At 72.4% G+C, this 22,078-nt stretch carries 16 protein-coding genes and 1 pseudogene; 5 read left to right on the top strand and 12 right to left on the bottom strand.

All coding sequences use genetic code 11. The annotated features are described in order from the left end of the window. Positions 1-26 precede the first annotated feature (26 nt). The 5 genes from C3489_RS24070 to C3489_RS24050 all read left to right on the top strand — a co-directional run bounded on the left by C3489_RS24070 (position 27) and on the right by C3489_RS24050 (position 4,733). Positions 27-1,790, top strand: a complete 1,764-nt coding sequence (locus C3489_RS24070; RefSeq protein ID WP_308460821.1) for a carbamoyltransferase C-terminal domain-containing protein — start codon at positions 27-29, stop codon at positions 1,788-1,790. 25 nt (positions 1,791-1,815) lie between these two features. Further along, positions 1,816-2,301, top strand: coding sequence for an SRPBCC family protein (locus C3489_RS39530; protein WP_103784126.1), 486 nt, complete (start codon positions 1,816-1,818; stop codon positions 2,299-2,301). A gap of 5 nt (positions 2,302-2,306) precedes the next feature. After that, positions 2,307-2,924, top strand: a complete 618-nt coding sequence (locus C3489_RS24060) for a histidine phosphatase family protein (RefSeq protein WP_374936771.1) — start codon at positions 2,307-2,309, stop codon at positions 2,922-2,924. 232 nt (positions 2,925-3,156) lie between these two features. After that, positions 3,157-3,939 carry a polysaccharide deacetylase family protein gene (locus C3489_RS24055; protein ID WP_103784124.1) on the top strand — a complete coding sequence of 261 codons (783 nt, stop codon included), beginning with the start codon at positions 3,157-3,159 and terminating at the stop codon, positions 3,937-3,939. A gap of 146 nt (positions 3,940-4,085) precedes the next feature. Further along, positions 4,086-4,733, top strand: a complete 648-nt coding sequence (locus C3489_RS24050; protein ID WP_103784123.1) for a dihydrofolate reductase family protein — start codon at positions 4,086-4,088, stop codon at positions 4,731-4,733. Between the two features lie 82 nt (positions 4,734-4,815). Here C3489_RS24050 and C3489_RS24045 read toward each other — a convergent pair whose 3' ends face one another. The 12 genes and pseudogenes from C3489_RS24045 to C3489_RS23990 all read right to left on the bottom strand — a co-directional run bounded on the left by C3489_RS24045 (position 4,816) and on the right by C3489_RS23990 (position 22,014). Then, complete coding sequence (locus C3489_RS24045; RefSeq protein WP_103784122.1) at positions 4,816-7,620, bottom strand: DUF5682 family protein; 2,805 nt, start codon at positions 7,618-7,620, stop codon at positions 4,816-4,818. After that, positions 7,617-8,729 (bottom strand): AAA family ATPase, encoded by a 1,113-nt coding sequence (locus C3489_RS24040; RefSeq protein WP_103784121.1) that lies wholly within the window; start codon positions 8,727-8,729, stop codon positions 7,617-7,619. The genes C3489_RS24045 and C3489_RS24040 overlap by 4 nt, the downstream gene beginning before the upstream one ends. Positions 8,730-8,809: 80 nt before the next feature. After that, positions 8,810-10,238: pseudogene (locus C3489_RS24035) on the bottom strand (VWA domain-containing protein). Continuing rightward, positions 10,235-11,623, bottom strand: a complete 1,389-nt coding sequence (locus C3489_RS24030) for a hypothetical protein (protein WP_258054926.1) — start codon at positions 11,621-11,623, stop codon at positions 10,235-10,237. The pseudogene C3489_RS24035 and the gene C3489_RS24030 overlap by 4 nt, the downstream one beginning before the upstream one ends. Beyond that, positions 11,623-12,129 carry a hypothetical protein gene (locus C3489_RS24025; RefSeq protein WP_219821974.1) on the bottom strand — a complete coding sequence of 169 codons (507 nt, stop codon included), beginning with the start codon at positions 12,127-12,129 and terminating at the stop codon, positions 11,623-11,625. Before C3489_RS24025 ends, C3489_RS24030 begins: the two co-directional genes overlap by 1 nt. Positions 12,130-12,272: 143 nt before the next feature. Beyond that, positions 12,273-14,390, bottom strand: coding sequence for an SWIM zinc finger family protein (locus tag C3489_RS24020; RefSeq protein WP_103784118.1), 2,118 nt, complete (start codon positions 14,388-14,390; stop codon positions 12,273-12,275). Continuing rightward, the gene (locus C3489_RS24015) at positions 14,390-17,218 is read right to left on the bottom strand and encodes a DEAD/DEAH box helicase (RefSeq protein ID WP_103784117.1); all 2,829 of its coding nucleotides are present in this window, start codon (positions 17,216-17,218) and stop codon (positions 14,390-14,392) included. The genes C3489_RS24020 and C3489_RS24015 overlap by 1 nt, the downstream gene beginning before the upstream one ends. Positions 17,219-17,325: 107 nt before the next feature. Beyond that, positions 17,326-17,907 carry a sugar kinase gene (locus tag C3489_RS24010; protein ID WP_103784116.1) on the bottom strand — a complete coding sequence of 194 codons (582 nt, stop codon included), beginning with the start codon at positions 17,905-17,907 and terminating at the stop codon, positions 17,326-17,328. Beyond that, entirely contained in the window at positions 17,904-19,052 is a 1,149-nt protein-coding gene (locus tag C3489_RS24005) for an ROK family glucokinase (RefSeq protein WP_103784115.1), read from the bottom strand. The genes C3489_RS24010 and C3489_RS24005 overlap by 4 nt, the downstream gene beginning before the upstream one ends. Positions 19,053-19,193: 141 nt before the next feature. Beyond that, entirely contained in the window at positions 19,194-19,985 is a 792-nt protein-coding gene (locus C3489_RS24000) for an ATP-binding cassette domain-containing protein (RefSeq protein ID WP_103784114.1), read from the bottom strand. Continuing rightward, positions 19,982-21,013 carry an ABC transporter permease gene (locus C3489_RS23995; protein WP_103784113.1) on the bottom strand — a complete coding sequence of 344 codons (1,032 nt, stop codon included), beginning with the start codon at positions 21,011-21,013 and terminating at the stop codon, positions 19,982-19,984. Before C3489_RS23995 ends, C3489_RS24000 begins: the two co-directional genes overlap by 4 nt. Further along, complete coding sequence (locus tag C3489_RS23990; protein WP_103784112.1) at positions 21,010-22,014, bottom strand: sugar ABC transporter substrate-binding protein; 1,005 nt, start codon at positions 22,012-22,014, stop codon at positions 21,010-21,012. Before C3489_RS23990 ends, C3489_RS23995 begins: the two co-directional genes overlap by 4 nt. Positions 22,015-22,078: the final 64 nt, after the last annotated feature.

Here is a 22,078-nt window from a genome sequence, read left to right as displayed (position 1 = left end):
TTCTCGGATGTAATGGTTTCAGTCGGGTGTCGGAGTTCTTCTCCGAACGCCTCGGTGCGACCGGCATCAACAAGCATTACCTCCTGGGCCATGACGCCGCCGCCGCACTCCTGATCGACGGCCGCCTGGTCGCCGCGGTGGAGGAGGAGCGCCTCAACCGGGAGAAGAAGACCACCGACTTCCCCGTGAACGCGATCGACTGGTGTCTGAACGAAGCCGGGATCACGTTCGACGACGTCGATCTGTTCGCCTTCCCGTGGAACTGGACCCCTCAGGTCCTGAACGAGATCCTGGACGGCATCCGCACCTCGCCCATGCCGCTGGCCGCGAAGACCAACCTCATGAGCGACATGGCCGACTTGTTCGACCAGGTCGTCAGCCCCGAGGCGATGCTCGCGGACTTCGAGGCCCGCACCGGACACCGCCCCGACCCGGCCAAGGTCCGCTTCGTTCCTCACCACCTGGCGCACGCCACCACCGGCTACTACCTCGCCGGCATGAAGGACGCCGCGTTCCTCGTCAGCGACGGCCGCGCCGAACGCTTCTCGACGCTGACGGGCGAGATACGCAACGGCAGGATCACCGTCTTCGACGACACCGTCATCGGTGCCCAGTACTCCATGGGCACCCTGTTCTCCTCCATCACCCGCTTCCTCGGCTTCGTCCCCAACAACGACGAGTACAAGGTGATGGGCCTGGCGGGATACACCGCCCCGCCGGCGCCGAACCCGTTCGTCGAGCACCTGCTGCGGCTGCACGACGACGGCCGCTACAGCTTCACCAAGCCGCTGCAGACCGACAACCTCCACAGCCACGACGCCCTGTTCGAGGAGTACTTCGGCCCGTTCGAGGACACCCTCGCCTACAAGGCCCGCGTCGCCGCCGCCGCGCAGCAGATGCTGAACGTCGCCACCGCCCACCAGGTCCGCCACCTGGAGCGGCGGACGGATCTCGACCTGCTGCTGTTCGAAGGCGGCGTCGCCCTGAACTGCCTGAACAACACCCCGCTGTTCGAAGGCTCCCGCTTCGAGGACATGCACGTCAGCTTCGGCGCCTCGGACACCGGCATCACCATCGGAGCCGCGGCCCATGCCTGGCTCAACGACCCCGGCACCGAGCCCGCCGCCGTCCTCGCCGCCGCCTCCACACCCGTCACCCCGTACCTCGGCCCGGCCTACGACGACGCCGCGATCGAGGAGGCCCTTGAGCGTTTCGGCGACCGTGTCGCCGTCTCGCGCCTGGACGACGAGGAGGTCGTCGAGCAGGTGGCGAAGCTGCTGACGCAGAAGGTCGTCATCGGCTGGTTCGAAGGCCGTATCGAGCACGGGCCGCGCGCGCTGGGGCACCGCAGCATCCTCGCCAACCCCGGCTTCGACGACATCAAGGACATCATCAACACCCGGGTCAAGCACCGCGAGCCCTTCCGCCCGTTCGCTCCCCTGGTCCTCGAAGAGCAGGCGCCGAAGATCTTCGACATGGGGCGCAAGACCAGCTCCCCGTACATGACGTTCGTCTTCCCCGTCCGCGACGAGTACAAGGAGCGCATCCCCGGCGCCGTACACGTGGACGGCACCTCCCGGATCCAGACCCTGACGGACGAGGGAACCCCGCGGCTCACCGCACTGCTGCGGAGGTTCATCGACCTCACCGGCACCCCGTGCCTGATCAACACCTCGTTCAACGTCGCCGGCGAACCCATCGTCTGCACTCCTACCGACGCCCTGAACTGCTTCCTGGGCACCGAGATCGACTACCTGGTCCTCGGAAACCACCTCGTCGCCAAGAACTAGACAAGAACCAGAGAAGGAACACCCCGTGCCGATCAAGATCCAGCGCAAGCACACCATGTACCACTCCACCATCCTCGACGCCGACCCGGAGACGGTGTGGGCGACCATCCGCGACGCCATGCAGATCCTGGAGATCGTGTCCCCCGGCGACCTGGACGTCCACCGGGACGTCAGCTGGGTGGAGGGCGGCTCGGTCGAGACGGTGCCGGCCCGCTACGACTTCAAGCTCACGCTCAGCGGCAAGGTCGTCCAGCAGGAGATCGCCGCCCGTGACGAGATCAACAAGACCCAGTCCTACCGGGCCGTCGCACCCACCAGCGGAGTCGCCAGCTACGAGGCCACCATCCGGGTGTTCCCCATCACCAACGACCCGGCCCGCAGCTTCTTCGACTGGTCGCGGGTCCTGGAGATCGCCGAGGACGCCGACCTGAGCGTGGTCGAGGGCATCATCGACATCATGGAGAAGCAGACCGACGCCGTACGGGACCACTTCGCGCAGACCTCGAAGTGAGCGACGTGACGACACTCGTCCTGCTGCGGCACGGCGAGACCCTGCTCACGCCCGAGCGGCGGCTCTCCGGGAGCGGAGGATCCAACCCGGGCCTCTCCCCGGCCGGACGCCGCCAGGCCCGGGCGGCAGCGGACGCCCTCGCCCGCCGCGGCGCCATCGAGGCGGTCGTCACTTCACCGATGCGGCGCTGCCAGGAGACCGCTCAGGCCGTGGCCGCGCGCCTCGGCCTGAGCGTCCAGGTCGACCGGGACCTGCGGGAAGCGGACTTCGGCGCCTGGGAGGGACTGACCTTCGGCGAGATCCGCGAACGCTACCCGGACGACCTGAGCGCATGGTTCGCCTCGCCCGAGAGTCCGCCCTCGGGCGCGGGCGAGACCATGCGGGAGGTCACTCGCCGGGTCTCCGCCGTACGGGACGGACTCCTGGCCCGGTACGCCGGCGCCACGGTCGTGGTCGTCTCCCATGTCGTACCGCTCAGGACCCTGATACGGCTCGCCCTGCAGGCCCCGCCGCACAGTCTGTTCCGTATGGAGGTCGCGGCGGCGTCCCTGTCGACGGTGAGGTACGACGAGGACGGCACCGCCACGGTGCTGGCCCTCAACGACACGCATCACTTGGACTGAACCGCACGCCGAGGGGCCCCGGCACACGTGACGTGTGCCGGGGCCCCTCGGTCCTTGTTCCTTGTTCGCGGATCGTTCAATCACCGCCGCCGCGCGCGGACTTGTCCGTGAACTCCCGCAGAATTGTCCGTGATCGGTAACGGACGGATCCGATGGCCGCTGTCTCTCGTCCTGTCAGGTGGCAGAACAGGGGCCGAGGGCCGGTGGGGAACTGCGGGGAAGTGGGGCGGACATGGCACGTCACGGTGGTGGACGCGGCTGGTACGGCAAGGTGGTTGGCGCGGCTCTCGGGGTGACCGTGCTCGCCGCCGGTGCCGCGGTGTGGACGGCTCAGGCCGGTGAGGTGAGCGCCACCGCCTCCTCGCCCAAGCCGTCCGCGTCGGCCTCGTCGGGCACTGCGCCGGCGTCGCCGGTGGCGGTGACCATCGCGCACGCCTCGGACAAGGGACCGCGCGGCGTCAACATCACCATCGACGACGGCCCTGATCCGGTGTGGACGCCTCAGATGCTCGACCTGCTTGAGCAGTACGGGGTGAAGGCCACGTTCTGCATGGTGGGGACGCAGGCGCAGGCCCACCCGGACCTGGTGAAGAAGGTGGTCGCGGCAGGGCACCGGCTGTGCGACCACACCGTGTCGCACGACACCACCATGGACAAGAAGTCCCAGGCGTACCAGTCGCAGCAGATCCTCGACGCCGAGCGCATGATCACCGAGGCCTCCGGCGGCGTGAAGCCGATGTACTACCGGGCCCCCGGCGGCGCCTTCACCCCGTACAGCCGCACCCTGGCCGCCTCCCGGGGCATGCGTCCGCTGGGCTGGAACGTGGACTCCAAGGACTTCGAGCGGCCGGGCACGAACGCGATCGTCGCCACCGTCCAGCGTGAGGTGCCCAACGGGCCGACGCTGCTGTTCCACGACGCGGGCGGCGACCGCTCCCAGACCGTCGCGGCCCTGCGCCGCATCCTCCCCTGGCTCAAGGAACAGGGCTACTCCTTCGGCTTTCCTGTGCGCTGATCTCTCCCGTCGGGAACCGGCGAGCAAAGCCTTGACCTGGGCCGGGCGGCCTCGGCGGTGGGAGCGCGCGTCGTGTCGACGCCACCGATGAGTTCCGCCAGGCCGCGGAGTCTTATCACCGTGGCCTGACGACACGGGAGGAACACATGACCACTCAGCTACTGCGGGTGCAGAACTTCTGCGTTTCGAGTGACGGGATCGGCGCGGGTGAGGAGCAGAGCCTGGAGCGGCCGTTCGGGCACGTCGATCCCGGTCGGCTGTTCGCCTGGGCCGGTGCCACGGCGAGCTGGCCCATGCGCACCGACCCCGGTGGCACCCGGGGCCTGGACGACTACTTCACCCGCGATTTCTCGCGCAACATCGGCGCCGAGATCATGGGCCGCAACAAGTTCGGTCCGCAGCGAGGGCCCTGGCAGGACCCCGAGTGGCGCGGCTGGTGGGGCGAGGAGCCCCCGTTCCGCACTCCGGTGTTCGTCCTGACCCACCACAAGCGCCCCTCGTTCACGCTGTCCGACACCACCTTCCACTTCGTCGACGGCGACCCCGCGACGGTGCTGGCGCAGGCGCGGGAGGCGGCGCAGGGCAAGGACGTCCGGCTGGGCGGCGGGGTCACCACCATCCGGGAGTTCCTCGACGCCGACCTCGTCGACACCCTGCACGTCGTGGTCTCGCCGGTGAAGCTCGGGTCCGGACTGCGGCTGTGGGACTCCCCCGAGGAGCTGAGCGACCGCTTCCACCTGGAGGTCGTGCCCAGCCCGAGCGGCGTGCTGCACCACCTGTTCTGGCGCAGGTGACGGGCGTGCCGAAGTCACCGGTGCGGGGGGCCGGTGACTTCGGCGGGTGGGTCGTCAGGCGTTCAGGGCGTCGCAGGGGACGTCAGCGAGTCGTCAGCAGCGCCTCCAGGGCCTCCGCGGAGCGTGGATGGCGGGCGAGCAGGGCCGCGCCCGCCGGGGCCGGCTCCGCCGTCTGCCAGGGGTCCGCGCAGCCGAGCAGGTCCGCCACCGCCTCGCAGGCCGCGGGGTGGGCGGCGAGCAGGGGCAGGCCGCGCGGGCCGGGCGCCCGGTCGCGGGAGGGCCGGGCCGCCGCCGGGGCCGGGTCGGCCCGCCACGGGGGCACCCAGGCGTCCAGGGCCGCCAGCCGGCCGGGGAAGATGCGGCCGGCCTCCCGGATCAGCAGGGGCGCGAGGTCCGCGCCGCCGCCGCGCAGGGTGGTGATCAGGGTCGGCAGCCAGGGCAGCAGCACCGGGTCCGGCAGCTGGGCGAAGGCGTGGGAGACGGCTTCGACGACGAAGTCGGCCAGGCCCGGAACCGGTTCCAGCGCGTGCAGGAGGCCGCTGAGGTAGCGCGGGTAGGCCGGCACCACCAGGGGGTTGGCCAGCAGTTCGGCGCACCGCGCCCGCAGGTCCGCGCGGGAGAGATGGCCGAGCTGGGTTCTGGCCGCCCACAGCAGCGCGATCTTCGCGGGGTCCTCGGGGTGCGACTGGGCGACGGCCAGCTCCAGCTGGTTGCGGTCGCAGCCGAGGGAGAGCGCGAGGCTCTCCATGCTGAACAGGAAGCCCAGCATGGCCGCCACCTGGCCCACGCTCGCGTCGTCGTCGGCGCACGCCGTCGGCAGCAGGGTGCAGTAGTGGGCGTAGCCGGTCTTGACGAAGGACTCGATCCACTCCGGGAGTGTCGGCTCACTGGTGCGGTAGTACGCCAGCAGTCCGCGCACCCGGCGCAGTACCTCCGGGGCGCCGTCGACGCTCCGCTCGGTGGCCAGGACCTCCAGGGCGTGCCGGCCCAGTTCGTCGGCGAGGCGGCGGCTGCGCAGGTACAGGGTGGCGTCCTCGACGGTCTCCAGGACGGTCGCCGTGGTCGCCTGCGGACCGTACGCGGTGCGGCGCAGACGCTGTTCGAGGACCTGCTCCAGGCTGACGCCCTCGTAGCCCAGCTCGATCAGGGCCCGCTGGTGGGTGCCGAGGGCCAGGTCCCACGACTCCTGGATGGGGTCCTCGCCGAGCTTGCGTTCGCCCATGATGGGGCGGGCGGCGCCGTGCGGCATCACGTAGCGCAGCATCCACAGCACGTCGGAGCACGGCCGCAGCTCGGGGCGGGACGCCATGTCGAGCAGGGCCCGCTGGACTCCGCGCTGCTGGAGCTTGAGGTTCAGCGGCGCCAGCCGGTCGTGGACGTCGCGGGCGAGCGGCGGCAGGGCGTCGTATCCGACCTGGCCGACGCGGTCGCCGCCGAGCATGATCTCCACGAGCCGGCGCACGTCCCGCCGGCCGGGCACGGTGTCCTTCTCGATGCAGGTGACCGCCGCGTCCTGGAAGTCGTACGGCGTCGGCTTGGCGCGGTCGCGCATCCCGGCCAGCAGGATGGACGTCTCGAACACCGCGATGGCGTCGGCGGTGGAGGCCAGGTAGCCGTTGCGGCGGGCGGCCCGCACGATCTCCACGGACCAGCCGAGCAGTTCCTCCTCGTCCAGGCGGTCCAGGACGGGGGGCCTGCGCAGGAAGCCGCTGAGCCGGTCGGAGGCGGCGGCCGGGTCGACCGCGGCCGGGGCGTCGGCCTTCGCGGTCTTCCCGGGTGCCTTCGTGCCCGCCTGCCCGGCCAGCCGGTACGGCTTGACCCGGGTGCGTCTGAGGTTCTTCGCCCACTGCGTCGCGGCGATGGACACCGAGCCCGCGGCGAGGCCGAACTGCGCCTCGATCGCCGCGTGCGAGGACGGGATCAGCCCGTGCTGCCACTTGGTGCCGCTGGGCGCGCTGATGTCGAAGGTGTCCGCGCCGTGCACGCCGAACTCCGCCACCCGGCTGGCCGCGTGGAAGGCGCCGCACACATACAGGGCGTCCGCCGGGTCGGTGCCGGTCGCGGTGAGGTGCTGCCGCATCCGCGTCCACATGTACCGCTCGCGGTCCTCGTCGACGCGGATCCGGTGCGCCTCGCCGGGGGCGAGACGGCGGAAGAGGCTGCCGATCAGCAGCATGACCTGGCGGTAGGTGTCGTGGTCGGCGTCGCCGAGGGGCAGCTCGACGTACTGGTGCCACCACTCCGACCAGTGCCGCACCCGGCCATGCCTCAGCAGGTGCTCCTCCAGTTCGACGAAGCGTGGGCGCAGGTCGCCGATCTCCACGCCGACCGCGTCGCCGTGCAGCGCGGCCTCCTCCTCGGCGGGCGGCGCGTCGGGGTCGGCCGTCGCGGCGGCTTCCTCCTCGTTCTCCTGCCACTGGAAGACGTGGTCGGAGGAGCGGTCGACGAGGACGAGTTCGACGCCGGGGGTGTCCAGGGCGTAGGCGATCGCCTGGTACTCGGCGGACGCCTCGGTGATCGGGGCGACCACCGACAGCGGCGCCCACTCGGCGGGCAAGCCGTCGACCTCGGTGGCGAACGCCTGAACCGCGACGGGCAGCCGGCAGTTGCGCAGCTCGGTCAGCAGCGGCGCCATGTCCTCGCACAGCTCCAGGTAGACCACCTTCGGCCGCTTCTCTCGCAGCCGGCGGGCCATGGCGAGCGCGGAGGCGGGCGAGTGGTGGCAGACCGGGAAGATCTCCAGCGGTTCGCGCACCGCGCGGTCGACGTCGTCGACGATGCCGAGGAGGATGCCCTCCAGTGCGTTCGGCCCGTCGGCGAACGCGGCTGCGGCTTGCTGGAGTTGGCCGCGCAGTGCGGCGAAGGTCCCCTCGTTCACGGCGCTCACGCCAGGGTGGCGATCGCGTCGCGGCCGCCCTCGTAGAACTCCGGCCAACTGCCGCCCTCCTCCTTGCCGCGCGGCTCGACGACGCCGTGCAGGTACTTGTTGAGGATGGCGAGGTCCTCGGGCTCGCGCCGGGCGAGCGAGCCGACGAGGGAGGAGGCGAGGGTGCGGGCGGTCAGGGTGCGCTCGCCGAAGAAGTTGCTGTGCAGGATGGCGTCCTCCAGCACGCCGATCTGCTCGGCGGTGGACAGCGCCGACTCCAGCTTCTCGTCGTCGCTGGCGGCCGCGGCCGCCGAGGCGCGCAGGTCGGAGAAGCTCTGCAGCAGCACGTCCAGCAGCGTCGGCGGCACGTCCAGCTCTATGCGGTGGCGGCGCAGCAGTTCCTCGGTGCGGAAGCGGACGATCTCCGCCTCGCTCTTCTTGTTGGTGACCACGGGGATGCGGACGAAGTTGAAGCGGCGCTTGAGCGCGGAGGACAGGTCGTTGACGCCCCGGTCGCGGCTGTTGGCGGTGGCGATGACGGAGAAGCCGGGCTTGGCGAAGACGATGTTGTCGCTGTCGAGTTCGGGCACCGAGATGTACTTCTCGGAGAGGATGGAGATCAGTGCGTCCTGGACGTCGCTGGTGGAGCGGGTGAGTTCCTCGAAGCGGCCGATGACGCCGCTCTCCATCGCGGTCATGATCGGTGAGGGGATCATCGACTCCCGCGACTGGCCCTTGGCGATGACCATGGACACGTTCCACGAGTACTTGATGTGGTCCTCGGTGGTGCCGGCCGTGCCCTGCACCACCAGGGTGGAGTTGCGGCAGACCGCGGCGGCCAGCAGTTCGGCCAGCCAGCTCTTGCCGGTGCCGGGGTCGCCGATCAGCAGCAGTCCGCGGTCGGAGGCGAGGGTGACGATGGCGCGCTCGACGATGCTGCGGTCGCCGAACCACTTCTGGGAGATCTCCCGGTCGAGCCCGTCGGCCCGCTCGGAGCCCAGGATGAACAGCCGGATCATCTTCGGCGACAGCCGCCAGGAGAACGGCTTGGGCTGGTCGTCGACGGACTCCAGCCAGTCCAGTTCCTCGGCGTACTTGATCTCGGCGGGGGCACGCAACAGGTCGGACATGAGGGGGCCTTTCGGTGATGAAGAGAGGTGAGAAGAAGGCCGGGCGAGGAGCCCGGTGGCGTCGGGCGCGGCCGGGCGCGTCAGGCCAGGAACGTCTTCAGCTCGTGGACGAGCTTGCGGATGTGGCCGGATATGACCGGCGTGCCGAGGTCCTTGAAGCGCTCCTTGAACCACGGGTTGACGCTGCCGCGGCCCGCGCTGGTCACCGAGCCGACGGGGATGAACTTCGCCCCGGAGCGGTGGACGGCCGCCATGCTCTCGAACAGTTCCTCGGAGCGCCATTCGTAGAAGTCGGAGATCCACACGACGACGGTGTTGCGCGGTTCGGCGATCTTCGGCTGGGCGAGGGCCATCGCGACTGTGCCGTCCGTGCCGCCGCCGAGGTTGGTGCGCAGCAGGGTCTCGAACGGGTCGTTCACCCACGGGGTGAGGTCGAGCGCCTGGGTGTCGTAGGCGATCAGGTGGACGTCGACCTTGGGCAGTCCGGCGAAGATGGACGCCAGGATGGTGCAGTTGACCATGGAGTCGACCATCGAGCCCGACTGGTCGACGACGACGATCAGCCGCTGGGGTGTCGTCCTGCGCGCGGTGTGCCGGTAGTAGAGGCGGTCGACGTAGAGCCGCTCCTCGTCCGGGTCCCAGTTGGTGAGGTTCTTCCAGATGGTGCGGTCCAGGTCGAGGTTGCGGAAGACCCGCTTGGGCGGCACCGACCGGTCCAGTGCTCCCACGGACGCCTTCTCGACCTGTGTGCGCAGCACTTCCGCGACGTCGTCGACGAAGCGGCGGATGAGCGCCTTGGCGTTGGCGAGGGCGACACCGGAGAGGTTGTTCTTGTCGCGCAGCAACTGCTCGATGAGCGACATGCTCGGGGTGAGCTGTGCGGCGAGCCGCGGATCGGCGAGGACCTCGCGCAGCTTCATGCGCTTGACCAGGTCGGCCTCGATGGCGCCGAGTTCGGGGCCGATCGCCGGGATGAGGGTGCCGAGGTCGGGGTGGGTGGCCGGGTCCGGTGCCGGTGGGGCTGACTCCCTGGCCGGCGCCCGCACGTGCGGCGCCGTCTCCCGCGCCGCGGCCGCCGCGCAGGTCGCCCGGTGCGCAGCCGAGCGCCCGCTCCAGCCAGCCGGCGTCGGACTGCCAGCGGGCCAGCTGCCCGGCGGTGACCGTGCCGGCGGCGGAGGCGAAGACGTTGAGCAGCACCTTGGAGACCAGGGCGGCGCGTCGTACCTCGGCGGCCCGGTCGCGGCCGTCCGGGTCGGGTTCGGGCACCATCAGCCGGTCGAACTCGGCGGCCAGCTCGGGGTGGCGCTGCACGAGGGCGTCGATGGAGGACTGCGGGTCCAGCAGCGCGGGCGGCAGTCCGATGTCCTCGACGACGGCGAGCGAGGCGGACTCCAGGCCGGGCTGTTCCTCGTGATCGAAGAGGCGGGCCAGCAGCCGCCAGTACAGGACCTGACGGCGGTTCTCGTCGGCGTCGGCCGGTGCGGCCCCCGTGGTGGTGTGGTCGGTCATGCGCGCAGCAGCCTTCCCGCGCGTTCGCGCAGTACGGCCACCGCGTCGGTGGCGGCCTTCTCCGCCTTCACCCCGGCCTTGTCGGTGGTGCCCCCGGCCCATGCGCCGGCGTGCACGGCGACGGTCTTCTTGCGCACCGTGGTCTCCACGGCGAGCGGCTGGAGGACGAAGTCCCCGGCGTCCCAGCGCAGCAGCCCGATGCAGGCGCTGGAGCCGGCGACGGTCTGCGGGGTGAGCGGGCCTGCGGCCGGGACGCGGTCGGTGTCGACGGCGAGGCGACACCCGGCGACGGTGAACACCAGTCCCTCGTCGTCCTGTTCGGCGCCGTAGCCCTCCAGGAAAACCGGCTCGGCCAGCCGCACCGGGTGCCGGTCCAGGGGCGCGGCCGGGGCCGCGGTGGCGGTCGGCAGGGCGACGCGGGCGGTGGCGAAGGGGTCGGCGTGCTCGCCCGGGCGGGCGTGCTCCTCGTGCCAGATCAGGTCGCCCTCGGCGGTGACCGGCATGTCGGTGAGGTCCATGGAGCGGCCCTCACCGGCGGCGGTGAGGAGGGTGAGGTGCGGGCGCAGCAGCTGCCAGACGCCGGCGCCGAGGACCGTGTCGGGCTTCGGCACGGACACGCTCACCCGCACCAGCCGGGGAGAGCCGCCGTCGGCCGGTTCGAGGACGGCGTGGACCTGGGCCTGGGCCGCGCCGGCGTGTTCCTGGAGATCGACGCCGAGGGGCAGCAGCCGGCCCGTGACGGTGTCCGTGGCGGGCGCGGTGGCGGCGCCTGGCACGGTCAGGAGCATGCCGCGCGCCCACAGGTCGGCCCAGCGGCGCACGGGGACCCGGTCCACGGCCGCGCCGGGGCAGGATGCGGCGAGTTCGGCGGCGAAGCCGTCGAGGAGCGTCGCGAGGCGCCGCAGCCCCGGGTCGGGGAGCATCGCGGAGACCACCTGGGCGGAGCCGGCGACCACGTCGTGGTCGATGCCCTGCCAGCCGGCGCGGGCCAGGTCGCACAGCCAGGAGCGGGCGGCGGCGAGCAGGTTCGGCGGCTGCTCCCCGGCGGCGGGCGGGGCCGGTTCCCCGGCGCGGGTGCGGCCGGTGGCCTCGTCGGCGCGGGCGGCGAGCGCGTCGTGCACGGCGCCCAGCACAGCGGTGCGGGCGGCGGCGAGGGCGAGGAGGTGATCCTCGCTCGCGGCGCCGGCCGCGGCCTTGTCGGCGGCCTCGGCGACCCGCGCGGCGAGCGGGCTCGCGGCGACCGCGTCGGCGAGGGCCGTCAGGCCTTGCGTCTGGGCCGGCTGGGGGCGCAGCAGGCCGCCGAGCAGAGCCTGGTCGAAGGCGTCGACGGCGGCCAGTGCCTCGTCGAGGCCGTCGACCGGTTCGGTGAGCAGGTCGAGCCTCATCACGCCACCGCCCTCGTGGGCGGGAACCACTGCATCTCCGGCAACGGCGCCGTGGTGGCGGCGAGTTCAAGGTAGGACAGGTGGCGCAGGAACCGGCTGAAGACCGACGCGGCGGCCTTGCTGTCGGCCGGGGACGGGCGGGTCGCGCCCATCGCGTGGTGGATCGCCAGCGCGCCGGCCTCGCCGTCCGCGAGGTCGACCCGCAGATAGCGGGCGACGCGCTCGGCGCCGTACTGCAGCACCGATTCGTTGATCAGCGCGCCGATGTGGTTGCAGAAGCCGCCGCGGGCGCCGCCGCAGGGTCGGTTGTTGTTGGTGCTGCACGCGTAGGCGTACGTCCCGGCGGCGACCGACGAGACGTAGACCCGCTCGATGGCCGAGCCGCTGGAGACGACGCCCTGCAGACGTCCGTCGGCCAGTTCCACGAACGGGACCTTGGCCAGCTTGCGCGGCCGGGCGGGCGGGATCACCCGCGCCGTGCTCGACCTCTCGAACTCGGACAACACACCATCTCCTTTGCAGCACAAGGGAAGCCCAGTCGCCGGATCGGCGGGACATCAACGAACTTAGCGGGGGCCACTGACAACGCCCTTCGGACGGACGGCCGGTGGGCTTCACCCGTGCGGCTGGGTACGCCGGCGGTGCGCCCTCAGAGTTCCTCGGTGATGCCGAGGCCGGTCAGGGCGCCGACCGGGTCCGGGTCGGGTGTGCCGCGCGGCCACCAGTCGTCGGCGCCCGGCTCGGACTCGTACGCGTACCACAACCCGTCGCGGCCCAGGCGGAGTTGGACATGGCCGCGCGGGTGGGTGAGGCGGTTGCGCCAGGGCCGGAACGCGGGGAGGTCGGCGGCGAGGAGCGCCGGGCGGGCACGGTCGAAACGTCCCGCCGGCGGATCCCAGGGCTCCTCCAGTACGGCGAGCCCGTCCCGTCCGCCCTGGCGCCACGCGGCGACCGCGCGCGCCAGCTCGGCCGGGCTGCGGCCGGCGGCGGAGGCGAGCGAGGAGTACAGGGCGCGTGAGCCGGCGGTGAGCCCGGAGCCGGGCCGGGCCGCCGCCAGCCGGATCGCGTCCTGCCACAGTGTCAGCTCGCCCACCTCGTCCCGGCCGGTGGCGAGCAGGGCGTGGGCGCGGGCGGCGGCGTCGGTGGCCAGCTGGTCCAGCGCGATCGGGTCGGGCCCGCCGGGGGCCGCCGGGTAGACGGGCGGCTGCTCCGGGTGCGCGGGCAGCGGCAACGGCTCGGGCAGCGGCGGCAGTCGGCGCGGCGCGAGCGCCTCGGTGGCCCGCACGCCGGGCAGGGGCGCCGGCTCCCGGTCCTGGGCGGCGCGGGCCGCTCGGGTGGCGCTGAGCCGGGCCAGCGTGTCGAGCAGCTGCCGCTCGCCCCGGCCGCGCAGCAGGAGCAGCACGAAGGGGTCTTCGTCCAACAGCCGCGCGGTCTGGTAGCAGAGGGCGGCGGCGTGCTTGCAGGGGTGACCGCGGTCGGGGCAGCTGCACCGGGGTTCCAGGTCGCCGGGACCGGGCAGCAGGCGGACCCCGCAGTCGGCGAGGGAGTGCGGCATCTCCTTGTCGAGCAGGGCGGCGATATGGCCGGGCCGCTCCGCCGCCGCGTCCAGGAAGCGCGCCCAGTCCGCGTCGTCGAGCGTGCGCAGCCGCACCTGCACGCGGTAGGGGCGGGGGCGGCTGCCCCGCACGTACGCGAGCACCGAGCCCGGGGTGACCGTGATGGCGTCCACATGGCCCTGTTCGGCGTAACCGCGCCCGCGCGCCAGCCTCTTGGGATCCAGCGCGCCTTCCTCCAGCGCCGTGATCCAGGCGTTGCCCCACCAGGTTTCGGCGAACCGGGAGCCCTCGCCGGCCGGTCCGGGCGCGAAGGCGGGGAAGGTGCGGCGCAGATCGCCGTCCCGGGCGGGGGCGGCCATGGAGCGGGGGACGTGGGACGCGGGGCCAGGAGGGTCGGGCGGTGCGGGGTGAGTGGGGGTGTCGGACGCGGGCAGCACGGGCTGAGGCCGCGCCGGCTGCTCGGGGTGGCCGCTGTCCTGACCGGTCCACCCGCTGTCCTCGTCGTCGGGCTCGCCGGGCGCCGGGTCCGAGGGCATGCGGAAGGCGCCCGCCAGGAAGTTCCTCACGTCGAGCGCCCGTTCGCGTGCGAGGTCGCCACGGGAGGGACCGGGGTGCCGCGTGGCCGGGGGCGCGGCGGAGCGGGGCGGCCGTCGCCGTGCCGTGGACGTCTCGGCCGCGTCGGCCGCCTTGCGCTGGGCCTCGGCCCTGGCCGCGCGCAGCGCCTCGCGGGCGCGGTCCGCCGGGGCGCTGTCGCCGGACCGGGTCCCGCGCGGCACGGAGGCGGTGTCGCCGGAGTGGGTCCCGGACGCCGCCGGGGCGGTGTCGCCCGGCTGGGTCCCGGCCGGCGCCGGGGCCGTGTCCGGCGGCGTCTCGTCAGGCGCAGGGGGTTCCGTGGCCTGGTCGTCGGTCCGCGCCGCCGTACGCCGCTGGGCCACCGCGCGTCGCAGTGCCGCGCGGGCGGCGTCTCCCGGCCGCGGTCCCGAAGGTACGGGCTGTTCCGGCTGCTCGGGGTCCTCCCGCCGCACCGGGGGCTGGGCGGGGTCCATGGCGGGCGCCTGTTCCACGGGCTCGTGCTCCGCTCCGGCGCCCTCCCCCTCGCCGGCTCCCTCCGGTTCCGGTGTCGCGCCCGCACGCTCCCGTGCCTCGCGCAGGGCCCGGCGTGCCGCCTCGGCGGGGCCGGGGGCGTCGGCCGATGGGTCCGTCGGTGCCATCACGCCTCCCTCCGCAGCGAGACCAGATCGGACAGTTCACGGTCGGTCAGTTCGGTGAGGGCGGACTCGCCCGAGCCGAGGATCGCGTCGGCCAGGGCGCGCTTGGCGGCGAGCATCTCGGCGATGCGATCCTCGACGGTGCCCTCCGTGATCAGCCGGTGCACCTGCACCGGCTGGGTCTGGCCGATGCGGTAGGCACGGTCGGTGGCCTGCTCCTCGACGGCCGGGTTCCACCAGCGGTCGAAGTGGACGACATGACCGGCCCGGGTGAGGTTGAGGCCGGTCCCTGCGGCCTTCAGGGACAGCACCAGGACCGGTGTCGTGCCGGCCTGGAAGCGGTCGACCATGCGTTCGCGCTCGGGCACGGGGGTGCCGCCGTGCAGCAGGTCGACCGGGACCGCGCGGGCGGCCAGGTGGGCGGTGATCAGGCGGGCCATGCCGACGTACTGCGTGAAGACCAGCGCCGAGCCGTCCTCCGTGAGCAGGGTGTCCAGCAGCTCGTCCAGCAGGGCGAGTTTCCCGGAACGGGCGGCGAGCCGGTCGCCGTCGGCCCGGCCGTGGTCCTCCTTCAGATACAGCGCCGGGTGGTCGCAGATCTGCTTGAGCGAGGTGAGCAGCTTGAGCACCAGGCCGCGGCGGGCCATGCCCTCGGCCGTCTCGATGGCGAGCATCGACTCGCGCACCACCGCCTCGTACAGCGCGGCCTGTTCGCGGGTGAGCGGCACCGGGTGGTCCGTCTCCGTCTTGGGCGGCAGCTCGGGCACGATACCCGGGTCGGACTTCTTGCGCCGCAGCAGGAACGGGCGCACCAGGCGGGCCAGCCGCCGCACCGCCTCCTCGTCCTCCCCGGTCTCCACGGCACGCGCGTGCCGGGCGCGGAAGGACTTCAGCGGGCCGAGCAGGCCGGGGGTCGTCCAGTCGAGCAGCGCCCACAGCTCGGAGAGGTTGTTCTCGACCGGTGTGCCGGTGAGCGCCACGCGCGCGGGGGACGGGATGGTGCGCAGCGCCTTCGCCGTCGCCGAGTACGGGTTCTTGACGTGCTGCGCCTCGTCGGCGACCACCATGCCCCACGGCTGCTCGGCCAGTGTGGGGGCGGCCGAGCGCATGGTGCCGTAGGTGGTGAGGACGAAACCGCCGTCGAGGTCCTCCAGGGTGCGGCCCTGCCCGTGGTAGCGGCGCACGGGGACGCCGGGGGCGAAGCGGGTGATCTCGCGCTGCCAGTTGCCGAGCAGGGACGCCGGGCAGACGACCAGGGTGGGCTCGCGGCGGGCCCGTTTGAGGTGCAGGGCGATCACGGTGATCGTCTTGCCGAGGCCCATGTCGTCGGCGAGGCAGCCGCCGAGGCCGAGGGAGGTCATCAGTTCGAGCCAGGCGAGACCGCGCAGCTGGTAGTCGCGCAGCGTGGCGTGCAGCCCGGGGGGCGGCTCGGCCGGGTGCAGGCCGGCCGTGAGCCGGTCGCGCAGGGCCGCCAGCGCGCCCGCCGGGACCGCCTCGACCGTCTCGCCGTCCACCTCCGCGGTGCCGGTGAGGGCGACGGACAGCGCGTCGACCGGGTCGAGCAGGCCCAGGTCGCGCTTGCGGGCCTTGCGGACCAGCGCCGGGTCGACGAGCACCCACTGGTCGCGCAGCCGGACCACCGGGCGGTGGGCCTCGGCGAGGGTGTCCATCTCCGCCTCGGAGAGCGGGTCGCCGCCGAGGGCGAGCTGCCAGCGGAACTGCAGCAGGTCCTCGCTCTCGAAGAACCCGGTGCCGTCGGTCGCCGAGCCCGGCGCGGGCCGGACCACCGCGCTCGCCGTGAGGTCGTGGGCCAGGTCGCGGGGCCAGTGGACGGCCACCCCGGCGGCCGCGAGGCGGGTGGCGGCCACGCCGAGCAGGTCGCCCAGCTCGTCCTCGGACAGGGCCAGCACGTCCGGCGTGTCCTGTTCGGTGAGGCGGCCCAGCGGCGGCCACACCCGGGCGGCACGCCGTACGGCGAGGGCGGCGTCCACACGTGCGCGGGGGCCGAAGGCGTCGGCCTCCCCCGCCCACAGCGCCGCCGCGTCGGCGACCAGGGTGGGGTCGGCGAGGCTGTGGACCTGCACGATCGCCGCTCCGGCACCCCGCGCGCCCGCGCCGCCCGAGCCCTGGTCGAACAGATCCTGCGCCGCGAGGTCCAGGCGCAGCGAGATCCGCACCCCGGCGTCCATACCGGCGGCGACCTCGGCGGCCCAGTCCTGCGCGCCGGGCAGCCGCAGCGGCTCGCGGGCGGCGAAGGGCCGGCCGGCGGCGTACGGCGCGGCCGGGGTACGGGGCAGGGTGTCGGTGACCGCGTCCAGGAAGGCGCGCATCAGCGCCTCGGGGGCGGGCAGCCGCAGCGGGCCCGGGCCGGGCAGCGGGACGGCGTGCCCCTCGGCGGGCAGGGCGGCGGCGACCGCGCGCAGATGGGCGATGTCGTCCGGGTCGAGGGGGCCGGCCCGCCAGGCGTCGTGGCCGCTGGGGGTGAGGCCGGGCAGCAGGCGCCCGCGCGCGGTGAGCCGCAGCGCGTGCAGCGCTGCCGCGCCCCAGCAGGCGGTGGCGGGATGGGCGGCCGGGTCACGGCGGGCACGCACCAGCAGCGGCAGGGCGGCGTCGAGCGGCAGGGACAGCGCCGGGGTCCGTCTGCGCCGGACGGACGCGCCGTGCGGGCGTACCACCGTCAGTTCGGCCGGCTCGGCGGAGGTGAGCTGCGGCAGGGGGCCGTCGTCCGGGTCCCAGAGGGCGATCCGGCCCTCGCGCGGCACGGCGGCGGGCAGGAAGACGGCCGCGAGCCGCACGGGCACGCGCTCGGCCACGGCGGGCATGTCGCCCATACGTTCCGCCACCTCCCGTCCGCACGTCGGATCAGACGTCTCCGACTCTACGGGCGGGGTCTGACAATCGGCTCCGGCGGCCGGGAGCGCCCGGTCTCACAGGACGCTCACGGCACCGTACGGGAGACGACGTACACCATCGGGTTGTCCGGGTCGGCCATGTTCACCACGACGTCCTGGGTGGGCGCCGGGTTCTTCTGCTCGTGCACCAGACCGCCCCACGGCCCGGGGCCGGTGAACTTCCAGCCGGTGATCTTCTGGTCGCGGTCGCTGATGGTGATGTCGTTCAGCCTCAGCTCGCTGCGGTGCGCGCCGATCCAGCGCAGGAAGTTGTCCAGGTTGGCGATGGAGGTCTGGAACTGGACGTAGAGACGGCTGGTCTTCCAGTTGTTGGTCTCGTAGTAGGCGACCTCGTAGGACTGCTTCGGGATCGGCACCTGGTACAGGCGGCGCTGCACCCGGGACGGCCAGCCCGCGGTCAGGCCGGTCGCCGAGTACTTCGCCTCCTTGTCCTTGCCGCTGTCGCGGCTCTGGTTGGCGGAGATCACCAGGTAGCCGGCCGGGACGCCGATGAGCAGCACGATGATCAGCAGGGTGAGCGCCCTGCGCCGGATCATGTGCCGGCGGTCCTCCGCGGGCCGGTCCTGCTCCTCCGTCGGCTCCGCCTGATGGGGAAGCGAGGCCGTCATGCGCTGTCCCGGGCCGTTCGACGCGCCTCGGCGTAGCGCTCGTACCGCTCGTAGCGCTCCACCCGGCGCCGCTTGGCGCGGCGGAACCGCCGGGCGACCAGCCGCGCGAGGTCGGCGGCGCCGACCATGCCGGCCTCGGGGCCGAGCTGGGCCCGCACGATCCGGGCCTCGGGCCGGTAGCCGCGTCCGGTGAGGTGCCGTTTGAAGGCGTCCCGCGCGGGGCCGATCAGCAGGTCGTCGGCCGCGGAGACGCCGCCGCCGATGACGAAGCAGGACGGGTCGAGGGCGGCGGCGAGGTTGGCGATGCCGACGCCGAGCCACTGGCCGATGTCCTGGAGCAGCTCCACGCACATCGCGTCGCCCTCGCGGGCCAGCTCGGTGATCATCGGCCCGGTGATGTCGCCGATGTTGCCCTTGACGTGCTCGATGATCCCGTACGCCACCGGTGAGTCCGCGGCGGCCAGCTCCCTGGCCTCCCGCACCAGGGCGTTGCCGGAGCTGTACTGCTCCCAGCAGCCACGGTTGCCGCACGGGCAGCGGTGGCCGCCGGGCACGACCTGCATATGGCCGAACTCGCCCGCGACGCCGTACTTGCCCCGCTTGACCTGGCCGTCCTCCAGGATCGCGCCGCCGATGCCGGTGCCCAGCGTGATCATGACGAGGTGGTCCTCGCCACGGCCGGCGCCGAAGCGCCACTCGGCCCAGGCGGCGGTGTTGGCGTCGTTGTCGACCAGCACCGGCACCGACAGGCGGCTGGCGAGCCGGTCGCGCAGCGGCTCGTTGCGCCAGGACAGGTGCGGGGCGAACAGGACGCGGTTGCGGTCGGCGTCGACCCAGCCGGCCGCGCCGATGCCGACGGCGTGCACGTCGTGCCGGTCGGACAGGTCCAGCACCAGCTCGACGATGGTGTCCTCGACGACCTTGGGGCTCTTGGACTTGTCCGGGGTCTCCGTGCGGAGCTTCTCCAGGATGTTGCCGTCGGCGTCCACGACGCCCGCCATCACCTTCGTGCCGCCGATGTCGATGCCGACGGTGGGCACGCGGGGGGCGGTCAGGTGTGACCGGCGCTCCCGGGTGCCGACCGTCCGCAGCGCGGTGGCCCGGCGGGAGCCGATCGGGGCCGTGAAGTTGCCGTAGGTGCTCATCGCCGCCGATTCTGCCGCACGGGTGCCTTCGGCGACGAACGGAGGAGTGCGGGGGTGGTCACTGATGCCCGCCGGGTGCGGGTGCGTCGTGGTTGCTCGCGCCCACGCGGCGGAGCCGCATATCGACACAGCCCCGCGCCCCTAGGTGCGCTGCAGTTCATGGCGTAGAGCGTCAAGGTCGGACCCGCCTGCCATCTGCCGGGTCAGCTCGTCCAGGGTGATCTCTTCACGGGTGTGGTTGCCCACCATCGTGCCCCGCCTGAGCAGGACGAAGCGGTCGCCGACCAGGTACGCGTGGTGGGGGTTGTGGGTGATCAGTACGACACCGAGACCCTCGTCACGTGCCGCCGCCACGTACTTCAGGACCACTCCGGACTGCTTGACGCCGAGGGCCGCCGTCGGCTCGTCCAGGACCAGGACCTTCGCGCCGAAGTGGACGGCGCGGGCGATGGCCACGCACTGGCGTTCGCCGCCCGACAGGGTGCCGATGGGCTGGTCGACGTCGCGCAGGTCGATGCCCATGCGCAGCAGCGCCGCGCGCGTGGTGCGGCGCATGTGGTCGACGTCCATGCGCTTGAAGGGGCCGACGCCCTTGCGCGGCTCGGAGCCGAGGAAGAAGTTGCGCCACACCGGCATGAGCGGGACGACCGCGAGGTCCTGGTAGACGGTGGCGATGCCGCGGTCCAGGGCCTCGCGGGGCGAGGAGAGACGGGTCTCCTCACCGTCGATGCGCAGGACACCCTCGTCATGCCGGTGCAGTCCGGCAATCATCTTGATCAATGTTGACTTGCCGGCGATGTTGTCGCCGAGGACGCAGGTGATCTCCCCCGCGTGGACCTCCAGGGACACGCCCTGAAGGGCGCGGATGTTCCCGTAGTGCTTGCTGACGTCCGACAGCTCCACGAGTGCCGTACGGGCCCCGGTCTGCGTCATGTCGTGGCCTCCGCCCGCTTGCGGACCCAGGCGTTGAGCAGGGTCGCGAGGAGCAGCATCGCTCCGAGGAAGAACTTGAACCAGTCGGGGTTCCACTCGGCGAAGACGATGCCCTTGCTGGTCATGCCGAAGATGAACGCGCCGACCGCGGAACCGACCGCGCTCCCGTAGCCGCCGGTGATCAGGCAGCCGCCGATGACGGCCGCGATGATGTAGATCAGCTCGTTGCCGACGCCCTCGCCGGACTGGACGACGTCGTAGCTGAACAGCAGGTGCTGACCGGAGATCCAGGCGCCGAACGCCACGCCCGTGTACAGGCCGATCTTGGTCTTGGCGACGGGGACGCCGACCGCGCGTGCCGCGTCCTGGTTGCCGCCGACCGCGAAGATCCAGTTGCCCGTGCGGGTGCGCAGCAGGATCCAGGAGGCGACGGCGACCAGGGCCAGCCACCACAGGATGGTCACCTTGATGCCGACTCCCCCGACGGTCAGGGTCGAGGCGAAGACGTCATGGGCGCTCGGGAAGCCCTCCATGTCGGCAATGGTCTTCGTCGACACCGTGCCGTCGATCAACTTGGTGAAGCCGAGGTTCATGCCGGTCAACATCAGGAAGGTGCCCAGCGTGATGATGAAGCTGGGCAGCCTGGTGCGGGTCAGCATGAACCCGTTGAAGGCGCCGATGGCGAGCGTGACCAGCAGGGACACACCGACGCCGACCCAGACGTTCGCGGTCATCTGGAAGCTGAACATGGACGAGATCAATGCCGACGACGTCACCATGACGCCGGCCGACAGGTCGAACTCGCCGCCGATCATCAGCAGCGCGACCGGGACCGCCATGATGCCGATGGTCGACGACGCGTACAGGACCGTGCTCAGGCTGGAGGCGCGCAGGAAGCTGTCGGCGAAGACCGCGAAGAACACGAAGACCGCGATCGCGCCGACCACCGAGCCCAGCTCGGGGCGGGCGAGCAGCTTGCGCAGCGGCGATGTCTCCAGGAGCCGCTCGTCGGCGCTGGTGGCGGTCATCGGGTGCCTCGCTTCGTGTACTCCTGCAGCGCGGCGGCCTGGTCCTTGGTGATGATCTGCGGGCCGGTGAGGACCGGGCGCCCGCCACCGAGGACGTCGTTGTTGTACTTGTACAGCCACAGCAGGTCGACGGCCTGGTAGCCCTGGAGGTAGGGCTGCTGGTCGACGGCGAAGCCCAGGGTGCCGTCCTGGAGCTCGGTGGCGACCTTGGCGTTGAGGTCGAAGGTGTCGATCTCGGCCTTGCTGCCCGCGTCCGACCTGGCCTTCACGGCGGTGTCGGCGTAGGGGGCGCCGAGGGTGACGACGGCGTCGATGGATTTGTCCGCCTGGAGCTTGGCCTCGATGCCGGACTGCACGTCGGGCATGTTGGTGCCGTTGACGTAGACCCGCTGCAGGGTGCCGCGGAAGGTCTTGCCGATGCCGTCGCAGCGCTGCTCGTGGCCGATGTTGCCCTGCTCGTGCAGCACGCACAGGGCCTTCTTCCTGCCGCGCTTGTTCAGCTCCTCGCCGACGGCCTCGCCGGCGATCGTCTCGTCCTGGCCGACGTGCGTGAGCGCGCCGAAGGCCTTGGACTCGGCGGAGCCGGAGTTCACGGTGATCACCGGGATGCCGGCCCTCTCGGCGCGGGCGACGGCGGCCTTCATCGCGTCGGGCTTGGCGAGCGTGACGATGATGCCGTCGACCTTCTTGTCGACGGCTGCGTCGACCAGCTGCGCCTGCTGCTGGGCCTCATCGTCGTGCGAGTACAGGAAGTTGATGTTGTCCTTGACGGCGGCCTGCTTGGCGCCGCTCTGGACGATGTCCCAGAAGGTGTCGCCGTCACCGGAGTGCGTGATCATCGCGAAGGTCCAGCGCGGGGTGTTCACCGCCGCGCGGCCCTGCGCGGCCGCGGCCTTGCGGGCGTCCTCGGCGCGTTTGCCGCCGGTGCTGCTGCACGCGGCCAGGGACGCACACAGTGCCCCTGTCAACGCGATCCCTGCCCAGGTCCGAAACCGTGCCACGAGGCCGTGCCCTTCTTGCTGTGTCTGTGCGGAGTACTGCGGCGGCGCCGGTGAGCTTTCGTGC

Origin of the sequence: Streptomyces sp. Ru71 (assembly GCF_002920535.1) — a bacterium.
Lineage (GTDB): Bacteria > Actinomycetota > Actinomycetes > Streptomycetales > Streptomycetaceae > Streptomyces.
The sequence above is the reverse complement of the archived record's forward strand: the minus strand, read 5'-3'. Positions and strand labels throughout refer to the sequence as shown.